Annotated in this window: 13 protein-coding genes; 8 read left to right on the top strand and 5 right to left on the bottom strand. The window is 44.8% G+C overall.

The features are described from left to right. The first annotated feature begins 208 nt into the window (after positions 1-208). The 3 genes from pyrC to A3761_RS08780 all read left to right on the top strand — a co-directional run bounded on the left by pyrC (position 209) and on the right by A3761_RS08780 (position 5106). Positions 209-1246 (top strand): dihydroorotase, encoded by a 1038-nt coding sequence (pyrC, locus tag A3761_RS08790; protein ID WP_068516767.1) that lies wholly within the window; start codon positions 209-211, stop codon positions 1244-1246. A gap of 233 nt (positions 1247-1479) precedes the next feature. Further along, complete coding sequence (locus tag A3761_RS08785) at positions 1480-2595, top strand: methyl-accepting chemotaxis protein (protein WP_068516764.1); 1116 nt, start codon at positions 1480-1482, stop codon at positions 2593-2595. A gap of 342 nt (positions 2596-2937) precedes the next feature. Continuing rightward, positions 2938-5106, top strand: a complete 2169-nt coding sequence (locus A3761_RS08780) for an immunoglobulin domain-containing protein (protein ID WP_197470008.1) — start codon at positions 2938-2940, stop codon at positions 5104-5106. 81 nt (positions 5107-5187) lie between these two features. Here A3761_RS08780 and A3761_RS08775 read toward each other — a convergent pair whose 3' ends face one another. The 4 genes from A3761_RS08775 to A3761_RS08760 all read right to left on the bottom strand — a co-directional run bounded on the left by A3761_RS08775 (position 5188) and on the right by A3761_RS08760 (position 10819). Continuing rightward, positions 5188-6222: a hypothetical protein gene (locus A3761_RS08775; protein ID WP_068516759.1), complete on the bottom strand. Its 1035-nt coding sequence runs from the start codon at positions 6220-6222 to the stop codon at positions 5188-5190. Positions 6223-6335: 113 nt separating this feature from the next. Next, a complete protein-coding gene (locus A3761_RS08770; RefSeq protein WP_068516756.1) occupies positions 6336-7064 on the bottom strand; it encodes an SGNH/GDSL hydrolase family protein in 729 nt (242 codons plus the stop codon). Positions 7065-7258: 194 nt separating this feature from the next. Next, positions 7259-9643: an RND family transporter gene (locus tag A3761_RS08765; protein ID WP_068516754.1), complete on the bottom strand. Its 2385-nt coding sequence runs from the start codon at positions 9641-9643 to the stop codon at positions 7259-7261. Positions 9644-9688: 45 nt separating this feature from the next. Then, complete coding sequence (locus A3761_RS08760) at positions 9689-10819, bottom strand: YCF48-related protein (protein WP_082865196.1); 1131 nt, start codon at positions 10817-10819, stop codon at positions 9689-9691. Positions 10820-10895: 76 nt separating this feature from the next. Here A3761_RS08760 and A3761_RS08755 point away from each other — a divergent pair, with 76 nt between their 5' ends. The 5 genes from A3761_RS08755 (at position 10896) to A3761_RS08735 (ending at position 13897) form a co-directional block, all read left to right on the top strand. Next, on the top strand, positions 10896-11810 hold the full coding sequence (locus tag A3761_RS08755) for an alpha/beta fold hydrolase (RefSeq protein WP_068509332.1): 915 nt from the start codon (positions 10896-10898) through the stop codon (positions 11808-11810). Between the two features lie 62 nt (positions 11811-11872). After that, positions 11873-12283: a YeeE/YedE family protein gene (locus A3761_RS08750; protein WP_068553464.1), complete on the top strand. Its 411-nt coding sequence runs from the start codon at positions 11873-11875 to the stop codon at positions 12281-12283. Further along, positions 12280-12693, top strand: coding sequence for a DUF6691 family protein (locus A3761_RS08745; RefSeq protein ID WP_068516746.1), 414 nt, complete (start codon positions 12280-12282; stop codon positions 12691-12693). The genes A3761_RS08750 and A3761_RS08745 overlap by 4 nt, the downstream gene beginning before the upstream one ends. A gap of 15 nt (positions 12694-12708) precedes the next feature. Further along, on the top strand, positions 12709-13335 hold the full coding sequence (locus A3761_RS08740) for a DUF2238 domain-containing protein (protein ID WP_068516744.1): 627 nt from the start codon (positions 12709-12711) through the stop codon (positions 13333-13335). Then, positions 13328-13897 (top strand): nucleoside deaminase, encoded by a 570-nt coding sequence (locus A3761_RS08735; protein ID WP_068509914.1) that lies wholly within the window; start codon positions 13328-13330, stop codon positions 13895-13897. The genes A3761_RS08740 and A3761_RS08735 overlap by 8 nt, the downstream gene beginning before the upstream one ends. 17 nt (positions 13898-13914) lie before the next feature. On the opposite strand, the gene A3761_RS29000 is transcribed toward A3761_RS08735, so the two are convergent. Beyond that, positions 13915-14024: DUF2288 family protein (locus A3761_RS29000; protein ID WP_156491762.1), on the bottom strand; the 110-nt coding region annotated here is incomplete at its 5' end.

Genomic DNA, 14024 nt, shown 5'->3' with positions numbered 1-14024 from the left:
GCCATTAGGGAGAATGATTTGCTCCGGGATGGTCCATTCTTCTTTTTGAAGTGTGATAGTACTGGTATTGCGTGGTAGTTGGCAAAGTAAGCGCCTGAGATCCCTCCAGACAAGTTAGTCATCCATACCTTGTCCTCCCACCCTGAATTTCCTGAAGCCTATATTTTCAGGCATAATATAAGCTTAAATTTTTGATTCAGGATATCCCATGCAAGAAATCACTATTCAAGCCCCCGATGACTGGCACCTTCACTTTCGAGATGGAGACATGCTCGCAGAAACTGTCCCGGCAACCGCTCGGTGCTTTAAGCGAGCGATAGTGATGCCTAACCTTGTCCCGCCTGTTGTTAACACAGAAATGGCACTTGCTTATAAAGCCAGAATTGAAAACGCTATACCTGAAGGAGTCGATTTCACTCCCTTAATGACCCTATATCTGACAAACGATACAAAGCCCGAAGACATTACTCGCGCCAAGCAAGCGGGCATTATTGCAGCCAAGCTTTACCCAGCAGGAGCAACAACCAATTCCGATGCTGCAGTTTCAGCCTTGAACGAGCTTTACCCGGTTTTTGAGGCAATGCAAGCTTGCGACATGTTATTACTGATTCACGGTGAAGTGACCTCTCATGAGGTTGATATCTTTGATCGGGAAAAGTTTTTTATTGAACAACACCTAGCCCCTATCACCGAAAAATTTACCGAGCTAAGAGTTGTTTTTGAGCATATCACAACCTCTGAAGCTGCTCAGTTTGTACAAGCAGGCTCAGACAAACTGGCCGCAACGATCACTCCCCAACACCTGCTCCTTAATCGTAATGACCTGCTCGTAGGCGGTATTCGGCCCCATAACTTCTGCCTACCTGTACTTAAACGCAACACCCACCAAACAGCGCTTAGAGAAGCTGTAAAGAGTGGCTCAAGCAAATTCTTCCTTGGAACCGACTCAGCACCTCACGAAAAGGCGAAAAAAGAGTCATCTTGCGGCTGTGCTGGCTGCTACAGTGCCTGGAGCGCTATAGAGCTTTATGCGCAAGTATTTGAGGACCTTGGAGCGATCGACAAGTTCGAAGGCTTTGCCAGCCATCACGGCCCAGATTTTTACCAACTACCACGCAATACCAGTACTATCACACTTCAAAAAGAAGAATGGACCATCCCGGAGCAAATCATTCTCCCTAATGGCAATCCAATTGTTCCTTTTTATGCCGGGCAAACAGTTAACTGGAAGCTAAAAACAAAATAACTCCAGATCTCACCGTCTTGGCCGATATAAGCCAAGACGCCGCTGATTGCGGTCGTTATTTTTTCTACAAACATTGTAGAAATACGTAAGCATACTAGACTTATTCAAACAAGCTAAAACGATTGCTTCTAGTGACACTGAGGCCAGACTTGCTCGCTAAATAGGCTCGTCTTGTCGTTCGCACTCGAAACATTTTAGCGCTCGGTTCTTACACTGGTGATAAAGGTCACTCAATGAAATATGAATACGCTTGTCTGCTTTTCCTGCAGGTTCTCGCAACTGGCTGGCTAGTCATCGCACCGCCGCTACCAAGCTACGTCATCGTTCCCTTAGTGTTCATGACAATGATCGTTGGCTTTATGATTTGGCAACGCATTGAGCGATCTTTAGTGCCCTATGACCAAACACCGCGAGCAAAACGGGCGGCAAGAGAAAAGCAGGCGCAAATTGAGTTATTCGATAAAATCCACCATATGATGGATGAAAAAATTGCGCTTATCGCCCAGCTTGCAGAGGATACTGAAAAACTTACACACTCGCTTTCTGACGATACGACACAAACTGCAGAGACAATCGAACGGGCAGACAGCTATGCTAAATCATTATCAAAATCTTTAGATGAAAACCTTGAGCCCAGCACACTAGAAAGCCTCAACAACTTTGGAGAAGTTTCGAATCAGGCCTTAGCCCAGCTGATTCAGCAATTTGAAAACATTCAGGCGGCTTCTGTTACTTTAAACCAGAACTTTGACGATATTGATGCACGTTTTCATGAAGTAGTTGAGCATCTAGAAGATATAAACAAGATCAACTCACAAACCAACCTCCTTGCGCTCAATGCCGCGATTGAAGCCGCTCGAGCAGGCGATGCAGGAAGAGGGTTTAGCGTTGTTGCAGATGAAGTGCGCACGCTTTCAGTTCAAACAGATGATTTTAATGACAAGATCAGCGCTAAACTGGCAGAAACCGAAACCATGTTCAAAGAGTCTGTTGAGTGTCTGGATATTGCTGCCCAAGCCGACCTATCCAACACCCACCAAGCAAAGGAGACATTGCTAAGCTTATGGGAGCATTTGCAACCTGAGGACCCAGAAAATAATCCCAACCTGCCCTTGATCGCCTCTCTCAAAGAGGAAATAGAGCAGTTATATAACATTTCAAATACCGAGAAACTGTCCAGCGATGCAATTCAACAGAAAGCATACAAAGTTTATCAGGATTCGCAGCACTTCAAGGACTTCTTCGGTCCTATATTGAGTGATTTCAAGCAGCTATATAGCTGTAAAGACGAAGACCAGCAAGAAATTCTCCGACGCGCACTCTCTAAGCGAGTAAATAAAATCCCCTAAGTCTTACTTTTACTGGTACAGACAAGACAAAGCTATTACGTAATGTTAATATCACTTTCACACAAAGTTACAATTCTTTAGTTAGAATTTTAACTATCGGATAAGGATTTCAGGATCTTGGCTCATACATACCTATAAGATATAGAGATTAGCAGCGTTACTCTATTAATAACTGCACATTACGCAGAAGCCCGTTTTAGATTCTTTACGTTTATTCCAACTGTTGAAATCGCGCATACCACTATACATTTGCGGTTTTTAGCCCTTTCTTGCGTCATTTTATAGGAAGGGGCGAGTTGTTGAATTATGCCTGTCCATAATGAATATTTCGAATGTACAACTATGAAAGCAAAAGATACAAGTCAAATAGCACTCTCCAAACTATGTACACTGCTAATGTGTTTGTTCTTAAGTGGCTGCGAATTTTTTGATAGCGACCGGCAAGATAACAATGTTGATGGACGTGCTGTTAAAGGCGTCATCAGCAACGGCATAATCAGCGCATACCGAGCCGAAGATAATAGCCTGATCACACAAACACGCAGCGACTCATCCGGCTATTTTTCACTAGACTTAAACGAACTTGAAGATGGCACGCTCGTTCTACTCTCACTAAGCGTAGATACTGATACTCGCATGCTTTGCGACCTGGTAGAAGGCTGTATTGAAAAAATATCTGGCCAAACACTTTCGTTTGGTGAAGCAGTCAGACTCCCAGCTTATTTTCAACTCTTAGGTCTAACAAGCAAGCAAACCCACTCCACAACGTTTCTTTCACCTTTAAGTCACCTTATTGTTAAAACTGCGCAGTCTCTGCCTCAGGGCTTAAATGCGCAAAACATAGTAACAGCCACTCAGTGGGTCATGGAAAGTTTTGACTTAGAGAGCGACCCCTTAACTACCCCAACACTTGACCTAACAAAGCTCTCGGATGCAAGTGACGAATCTCTAAAGCAAGCAATTCTAAGCGCTTCTCTTTATGAGCACGCGCTTGATACAGAGTGGATAGGCACGAACCAATTGCTTGATCATATTCCCTTAGCGAACGTGTTCTACACAGCAAGCGACCTAGCAGAGCAGCTTTCTGCATACCTGGACACCTACTCTGACAACGGAAATAGTTATGCTAGCGCACTGAGCAGTATCACCAATGATGCTCAAAATATTGCAGAAGATCTCGACAGCGCTGAGCTTCAAATTCAAACTCAACCGCAGTCCATACATACCAGTGAATCACAAAGCTTTTCTTTGTTTGTTCTCGCATCCGGAGCGGGAAGCTTAAGCTATCAGTGGCAGAAGGATGGCGAGAATATCCCGGGCGCGACAGCAAGCTCCTACAATAAAACGAGCGCTCAACTTAGCGATTCTGGTTTATATAGTGTCACCATTTCCAACAGTGAGGAAACTATCCACTCGCTAGAAGCCCTTGTCTCAGTGGAAGAAAACGTGTTACCCGTCAGCATATCCCAGCAACCTAGCGCTAGCATCGTCACTGAAGGGGAAACAATCTCTCTCAGCGTCTTAGCGACTGGCGGAGATCCAATCAGCTATCAATGGCAAAAGAACGGCTCCTTAATTCCTGGCGCAACACATAGCACTTTAACGATTAGCCCAAGTTCAATAAGTGACACGGGAAGTTACCGAGTATCGATTAGCAACAATGTTTCCCAGGTTTATTCAAACTTTGTCAGCGTTACCGTCAATGAACAACTTGCAGCACCCAGCATTAACTCGCACCCCGTTTCATTAACAGTATCCGAAGGAAGCTCCGCTTCATTTAGCGTCAACGCTGGCGGTGGAGGCTTTCTGACTTACCAATGGCGACACAATGGCACGGATATTAGCGGCGCATATAGCAATACCTTAAGCCTAAACTCAGTCGAGTTAAGTGATGCAGGGAGCTATGATGTGACAGTTAGTAACACGCAAGGCTCCGCTACATCTTTCAGTGCAAACCTAAGCGTATTATCTATAAGTGTACCGGTAAGCATAACCCAGCAGCCCTATTCACAAGAGATCAACGCGGGTGAAAGTGTAGACTTAACAGTTCGCACTAGCGGAGACGGCCCATTCTCATATCAGTGGCTATTCAATGGCGAAGAGTTAGTTGGCGCTAATTCGCAGGACTTGAGCATCAGCAATGCGGGTATCGAAGATACCGGCTTATATTCTGTAGTCGTCAGTAATGCCAGCAGTGAAGCTTACTCACAAGAAGCCTTGGTCTCGGTTAACTCTCTACCTTCTTCACTCGAGCTAAGCTGGTCTGCGCCAAGCACACGTGAAGACGGCAGCGCACTGGAAAGTAGTGAAATTTCAGCATATGTTATCGAATATGCTTATAACAACACCGAGCTAAACCAAAGCATTCGTATTAACAGCACAGGTAGTGAGACCTACAACTACATAATCAGCGATGTGCAATCAGGAACAATGTACCTGCGTATTGCAACAGTCGATAGCAATGAGATTCAAAGCCAATTCTCTGAAACGATTTCTATCGACATCCCTTAAAGCACTTGTTAACGCTATTCAGCCACAGAGGTGAATAGCGTATCTCCTCTCCTTAGCTAGAAGTGTTGGCATACGCGACTCTTAGTTATTACCAAACTTCCTAGGCCTGTTAAAACGCCAGAAGTCCATTTCCTCTTCCCTTTGAATCGTAACAGCTTCATGCTCAAAGTATTTTTGCCTAAGCTCGGCAAGAGACTCATCAAGCTGTTCTGCATCAAGGCTCGCCACCAATTCAGCTCGCTCAGCCATATAGGCGTAACCAGTTTGCCATCTCGCCTCACGTTCTTGGTCCTTTGCAGCAAGTGTTTCAATTTGCTCTTCTGAATAACCTAACTGGCGCCGAATATTATCTATCTCTATCTGTCGCTCTTCAGCAGGCATTTCAGACAAACCCTTTTGAACAGAGCTAAGGTTAAAAAAGGCTCGAGAGATTACCCCTTCACTAAGGGCTGCGTCCTGGACACTTCCAGCTAAATTTTCATCAATTGCACTACGAAGTTGAAATAGCTTTTCATCCAGGCTCGTCTCATTTGATTGATCTAGCTGATGAAAAACTTCCTGCATTCTAAGTTTGCTTTGGTTAAGGTTATCTTTCTCATCTTGCCAAATTAGTTCGGCATCACTGCCAAAAATTTCTCTACGCTTTTCCCAGAGCATACCGTTTTTTGCTAAAGGAGATAATTCTTCCAGGTATAAATACTCTTCTGAAACCCAGTTTTGGTAGCGCTCTAAACCTTCAATGACACGAAAAATAGACTCGGCAAATTCAGGGAACGCTGCAAGCACAAGGCGAGTAAAACGCTCCTCCCCACTTTCCGGATACTTTTCCAATATATAACGTTTTACTGTTAAAAGACTCGCTTGAACCTTCAACTCGGCAATATGTTCTTTATAGTCTGCTCTTAGCTGAGCTAATATCTGAAGATCAAAGTCATCGTATTCCGAAGCGCCTAACTCAGTTTCGTTAACAGCTTGAACCGGCACCTCCAGGCTATAATTTCCTAAGATACTCTCTGGCTCCAGAGAGGTATTTGCTATATCCATCGAGTTAACGCTCAACTGATAGACAGTAACACTACCAGCTACCACTACCAGCCCAATAATCGATTTCTTCATTGATTATCATTCCTTAAAATGAAAACAACCCACTTGCTTCACAAGTGGGTTGCCTAATTAAGATATCCAATAGATAGCCTGCTACGATATCAGGTCGCAGGCCCTATCCTCTTTTATAACATTGGCTGCAATACTGGCCAAATAAGGTCAGCGAGCTTTTGCGAGCCACTGGTCGCAGGATGGATACCATCAATAATAATATCGCGGTCATTGATTACTGAGCGAGGGTCGATAAAGGTACAATTTGCTGTAGAGTTCGCACATGCCTGGGCTAAACGCATATCGCCATAATCAACCGCTTCTTCCACATCATCCAACCAAAGTAGTGCATTTTTAGGGTAGTAGTAGCCAAGGAAGATAACGTTTTCAACACCATTTGCATCGATATTATTCAACAAATTAACGACATCAACATACAAGTCGTCAATCAGGTTTTTACAAGAAGAGCTTAAACCCCACCACTGATACCACTCTGTCTTACAGTTGTACCAGTCAAACATAGTAATGATAGGGATAAGAATATCGTTACCTGCAGCATCCATAACGATCGTCTGGATATTCGGATTATCGTTCTTGGCAATCTCGAATTGCGTTGCAATATCAGTTGCATAGATACCGCCCGTTACTTCTGCACCCGAGATAGTATATTGACGGAACGTTTCTCCAGCATAGTCTTCAAGAATATCCTGAATCTTACCGGATAAAGCGAAAATCGAATCCCCAATGGTTACAACTTGATCGTTGTCAGCGTCTGTTACACGGTCATTGCTGACTAGACTACCAACACCGCCACAGCCTGTGAGTCCCGCAGAAATAAGTAATAATGCGATTATTTTCTTCATAATGAGTCCTTTTTATTTTATGTAATGATTGTTTTGTATAATCTTTTTACACAACATCAGCCCACGCTAGACTTGATGTAAAAAAGGCACATTAGCATTATTAGCCGGCGCCTCTCCATGACAGCACTTGCCTGTTTTTGACATTTGCGGTCACGAGTTCAAAGTTGTCGACCCGGTCTCGACTCTGAGTTATCTCAGGCCAGGTCATCTCGATACACAACAAGCTCATCCTCCTCACCATCTTTGACAAAGTAATAGGCGAGCATGGGTAATAGGGTAATTGAGCCAAGCATATTCCAAAGAAACATGAAGGTTAACAGTATCCCCATATCCGCTTGAAATTTGATCGGCGAAAAGATCCAGGTTGTAGTACCGATAGCCAGGGTCAGCCCTGTAAAAGCAACGGCTTTACCCGTTGAGTGGAGCGTATGGAAATAAGCTCTCTGTAAAGTCATGCCTTGCGTTAGGTACTCCTCTAGACGAGAGTAGATATAGATACCGTAATCGACACCTAAGCCCACACCCAAAGCAATAATTGGTAAGGTTGAAACCTTCACACCAATGCCTAAAAAGGCCATCAAGGCCGTACATAGAATGGAAGTCATCATCAAAGGCATAACAATGCAAACAACGGCTCGCATAGAGCGGTAGGCGAGCAAAACCATCATTCCGACAATCACATAAACAATAACCATCATAAAAGTCTGTGATTCAGCTATCACCTGGTTAGTCGCGACTTCAATACCTGCATTTCCAGCCGCCAACAATATTTGCACCTCATCTGACTCAAAGGTCTCCGTGTAAGCCTCTACCACATCAACCGTTCGCTGCAAGGTTTCCGCTTTATGGTCATTAAGAAAAATGAAAATAGGGGCTAAGCTGCAATCGCGATTAATAAAGCCCGAAGGCACGTGCTGCAAAGAAGTGTCGATAATTTTCTGGTTTCTCGATAATTCAAACCACTTATAACTCCCTTCATTAAATGCTTTGGTGACCGCCTTTGAAATATTCACTATCGAAACACTTAATTGAACACCCTCAGTATGATTTAGCTCCCACTGCAAACGCTCCATTAAATCCATCACTTCATAAGATACACATTGCTCTTGTGGCGTCTTAACCATCAGCACCATGACATCAGCACTGGTCGAGTAGTTACTGGTAATAAATGCATTATCCAGGTTATAACGAGAGTCAGGGCGTAACTCGGGAGCACCCGCATCTAGCTCTCCAATCTTCAACCCCTGGGAGACATAAAGACCCATTGCCACAGCAAATTGCGCAAGAATAATAAACTGCAAAGCATATTTATGAGATGCCATCTTCGCTATTCTTGCCCATATCGGGCTGGGGTGCTTTTCTACCTTACGCACATGCGCGATACCACGCTTAGTCACACCAAAGTAAGACATAATAATAGGCAGCAATACCATATTGGTGATGATAATACTGGCAATACCAACACTGGCACCAACGGCCAAGTCTTTTATCACATCCACCTCAACCACAATCAGGGTCATGAAACCAATTGCATCACTAATCAAGGCAAGCATCGCTGGCACATAATGGTGACGAAAAGTACGAAGCGTTGCCTCGAGTGACTCAAACCCTGCGCCCATTTCGTGGGTCAAGCCATTGATAAACTGGACCGAGTGGCTAATAGCAGTCGCGAATATAATAAAAGGAATCAGCACCGAATAAGGATCAAGACCATAGCCTAGTAAGTGCATAATCCCCATTTGCCATACCACCGCAACAATGGAGCAGCCAACAGCTGCCAGGGTGCTGGTAAGACATCGGGAATAGTGAAATAGCAAAGCCGCAGTAATCAATACAGCAACAGCGAAAAAGACAACGATCGCAGAGAAACCTTCAATCAAGTCGCCAATTTTTTTGGCAAAGCCAACAATCTGAATGTTGACCTTAGATCCTTCTCCCGCGTAGCGCTGCCTAACGTTTTCTTCCAACACCCTAGAAAAGTCGAGGTAATTTAACGGCTCCCCCGTCTCTGGGTTTTTCTCCAACAAGGGGACATAGACAATCGAAGACTTAAAATTATTCGCTACCAGGCGACCGATTTCACCCGAGCGCAAGATGTTCTGTCTCATTTGTTCCAGGCTTGCGTCACTTCCATCATAGTCATGAGGGATAACTGTCCCTCCCTGAAAACCCTCTTCTGTCACTTCAACCCAGCGAACATTAGGCGTCCACAGAGACTTTAACCCTGTACGATCCACCCCTGGTAAATAGAACACTTCATCACTAATTTTCTCTAGTACATCCAGATAATCCTTATCAAAAATATCACCTTGCTTGGCCTCGACCGAGATTCGAATAAAGTTCGCCAGGTTCTCAAGGTCCTCTCTGTTCTCAAGGAAGTTGATAACATAAGGGTGCTCTAAGGGGATCATTCTTTCCAGGCTGGCATCAGGCCTTACCTTCGTCCCCATATAAGCCAAAAACAAAGATACAGAGAGGAATAAGCACAAGACAACCAGCCTTCGGCTAAATATCCACCGCTCGACCATTGGCTCAGCAAGACTAACGCTCTGTAACTCTTGTTGTTCGATTTCACTCATTATCGTTTTTCACTCTTCTTACTTTTCAAGTGTCAGATTCGCATCTTAATAAGGCTGAAAGTGGACACCATGATCACTCACCAGCACCAATTCAGAGTTCTTTAATGTCGCAACAGCGTTATAAGCCTCTAGACCCGACTGTTTAACTTTAGAGAAAGTCTTACCCTGGTCGGTGCTGCGTACAATCACACCTGAAAAGCCACTTAATATCACCACGCCATTTTCATCAATCGTAGAGCCGGTTAAGTTAGTCGTTGCAGGCGTAGCAACCTTATCCCATGATTGACCTTCATCGGCTGAGCTATACACATTGCCTTTCAAACCATAAATCAACACTTCTTTGACCTGAGGGACTTCCTGAATGCCAAAAAAAGAGCCTTCATATGGGCTATATAAGGTTTCCCAGCTCTCCCCCTGATCATATGAGGCGAACATTGTGCCGGCCTCACCGACTATCAAAACGGCACCAGTGGATAAAACAGCAATTGAGTTTAGGTGGTAACGGTCAAAATTCTCTAAACGGTTTGCCATCGAAAACCAGGTCTTACCACCATCCTCGGTTGCAAAAAATAAACCGTAGGCACCGACAACATAGCCTTTATCTTTGTTTTCAAAATACACTTCCAAAAGAGGGTTCGCTGGCCCTAACTGGCTATCAAACTCAGCATTCGATAGGGCGAATTCGGCATCATCTAAATCGTAGGACAAATCGTCCTGAGCTTCCTCATCGGCGGCATCGTACTCTTCCCGAAGAGCTTGATAGTCTGCTTTAGCACCGTCAAGGAGCAGCTCATTAGCTCGCTTGCCATCAAACTGAAGCGTCCAGTTTTCGCCAGCATCTTGCGTATGAAGAACCACGGCACTATGCCCCACTGCCCAGCCATGGGTATCATCAACAAAGTACATCGCTGTGAGCATCGTTGAAACAGGCACCTTTGCCTGAACCCAGTTTTCACCTCCGTCATTAGAGTAAGCAATGACGCCGCGTTCGCCGATTGTTAGCAATCGATCACCGAGAGTCGTGACATCAAGAAAAGCCGACTTCTCGACATTGTTGAAGGTTCGCGAAGGCTCATCTAAACGATCCTTTAATTCAAGCGCACTAAGTGGCCCTGCAAGCAAAAGCAATAGAAAAAGGCGGTGCAGCATTTTGAGGCAAGCATAGCTATTCAACATGATGTTCAGTATTCTTTCCGTAATAAGTAGGTGCTTAATAAATTTAGCTCATCAATAGCAATAAGAAAAAGAATTTATGCCATATATCAATACTGCTGACGGTCAGCGAATTTATGTGCGCGACCTTGGCCCCAAAAACGCTAACACAGCTCCGATCATTCTACTCCATGGCTTTGGTATGCAGTCTCTGCATTGGCTACCTTTTGCCCTGCCCTTAGCAAGAAAGCAGCGTTTTATCATTCCCGATTTGCGAGGTTTTGGCCTTTCCCATCACATCAACCATGACCGGGATTGCGTCATGTCCAATTACGCAGACGATCTACAGCAAATAATCACTTCCTTAGAGCTGGAGAGTTTTAAATTAGCTGGTATATCAATGGGCGCCTTTGTTGCACTTAAGTACCAGGAAAAATATAGCGACAATCAGGTTGAACGTTATCTACATATCGACCAAAGTCCCAAATGCCTTAATGATAGTGAGTGGAAATGGGGGCTTTTTGGCGCAGAAAACCAAGAAAGACTCTCCGAAGCGACAGACCTAATAGGCAAGCTAGACCCTTATATTGAGGCTCAGGCAGCCTACGACACCCTCCCCAAAACACTAAGAAAAGAGTTATGGGATAATTTAGCAAGCTTCTTCTCTGATGCGCTGTCTCGCTCATCCCACAAAGCGATTGCCAGGAGAGTATGCTCAAATGAGTTTTTGGCCCGCAAAATAATGCCTGTCGATAACTGGCCCGTTTACATCACCTGTCTGAAAGCCTACATAGAACAAGACTACGACATGCTCGACGTTATCGCTAAGCTGAATAGCCCGCTGACATTAGTCGTTGGGCTTAAATCAACGATGTACCCCTGTACCGGCCAACTCCGCATTGCCGACCATCACCCCAATTGCGATGTTCTCACTTTCCGAAACAGCGGGCATACACCGCTTATCGATCAACCTTATCGCTTTTTTCAGACACTAAAAGGTTTTGCCCAAGCCTAAATTTTGACCTAAAAAACTGTTATGCTGCCGCCGAAATTTAAACAACATTTCTCGGAGTACTCGTGGAGAATATAACACCCGCATTAATTGGTGGATTACTGATAGGTCTTTCGGCCAGCCTTATTATGCTTTTTTACGGTCGTATCACCGGTGTCAGCAGCATGATTCAGAGCCTTGTTAAGCGCACACAAGGTAATACCTTAAACAGTTTTGCCTTCTTAGCAGGAATGGCTTTAGGTGCATTGTGCTTAAGCGAGCTCAGCCAAATTAATTCTCAACCCATTCCAAACCATCCGGTTATTATTATCCTTTCCGGACTACTTGTGGGCTACGGTACGTCAATGGGCAGTGGCTGCACCAGCGGCCATGGCATCTGCGGCATTAGTCGCCTTTCCCTGCGTTCGATCATCACTACACTTTGTTTTATGACAAGCGGAATCATCACGGTAGCTATCGTGAGGCATGTCATATGAATGCTCTAATATATCTTTTCTTTGGTCTGTTATTCGGCCTGGGGCTCGCTTTTTCAGGTATGACTAACCCAGAAAAAGTCCTTGGCTTTCTCGACCTATTCGGCAACTGGGATCCGACGTTAATGTTTGTTATGGCTAGCGGCGTGGGAACGACCATGCTCGCCTACCATTTTATTTTCAAGCGTCGGCCGATAATAAATAGCGAGTTTTGTCTTCCAAACAAACAAAAACTGGATAAGCGGCTGATCATTGGTTCTGTTTTGTTCGGCGTCGGCTGGGGGCTTTATGGCTACTGCCCTGGCCCGGCTATTGCCGCCTTAAGCTACTTGCACAGCGATACTTTTTTGTTTGTCGCAGCGATGCTTGGTGGTACGATCATCCATACTGTACAAGGAAAAAAGCAACCTTAAGGGACGTGGACAGCTATGCCGGCAAATGCAACTCAAGTTCTTTGGCTTACACTCTATTTTGCCGTGCTCGGCTGGTCAGGCTACGAACCTATAGACTTGTATACCTGGGTGCTAGAAGTCGCTCCGGCGATCATCGGCCTGGTATTAATCGTTACGACAAGGCGAAGCTTTCCACTGACGCCCCTGCTGTACTTCCTAATCCTGATTCACTGTATCATTTTAATGATTGGTGGACATTACACCTACGCAGAAGTCCCCTTGTTCGACATGATAAAAGAAGCCTGGGACTTGGACCGCAACAATTACGATAAAGTTGGCCATTTCGCACAAGGCTTTGTCCCAGCCATTCTTGCCAGAGAAATCCTTATTCGAAAGCAGGTCGTTAACGGCGTCAGCTGGCTCAATTTCTATATTATTAGCATATGCTTGGCCTTCAGCGCATTTTATGAACTTATCGAATGGTGGGTCGCACTCTTATCAGACCAGGCAGCAGAAGCATTTTTAGGTACTCAAGGCGATAATTGGGATACTCAATCTGATATGGCAATTGCACTGGTAGGCGCGATTCTGGCTATTATCACACTCTCGAAAACACATAACCGCCAGTTACTCAGTCTTAAAAGCCGTGTAAAAGATGATTGACCCCTACGCAAACTCTTTAGAAATCCAGCTTCCTAACTGGTTAAGTGAATATCGTGCTAGCTACCAGATAAGTGAAAGCCTGAGCGAGCGAATGAAGTTCGTCATCGCGGCATCACAAAGAAACATTAATAAAGATACTGGCGGCCCCTTTGCCGCAGGCGTTTTTGAGACCGAGTCTGGCAAACTGATATCTTTAGGTGTCAACCTGGTCACAAGCCAAGGTCTATCAATATTACACGCAGAAATCCTTGCTATCAGCTTGGCTCAACAACAACTGGGTAGTTACGAACTAGCAAAATCCGAGCACCGGTTAGAACTGCTTACCAGTACCGAACCCTGCGCTATGTGCCTGGGAGCAATCCCCTGGTCAGGTATTCATCGCGTCGTCTGTGCGGCAACAGGCAAAGATGCCGAAGCGATAGGCTTTGACGAAGGAGATAAACCCAATGCTTGGAAAGCGGGTCTTGAAAAAAGAAAGATAGAAGTAATAACTGAAGTCTGCCGAGACGAAGCCAAAGCCGTACTAAACAGCTATGCTAATAAAAATGGACATATTTACTAGCATTCTCAGAACTAAGTTTATTTAGAAACCGCCTGGACTAGAATCCAAGGTTTAATCACTAAAGTCCACAGTTCGGCATCGGCCTCATACCAGGCTAAGGCCTGATCATCTGAAACCTGGGCAACCT

This window comes from Oleiphilus sp. HI0123 (genome assembly GCF_001635315.1).
Note: the sequence above shows the minus strand (reverse complement) of the source record. Positions and strands in the feature narration are given on the sequence as shown.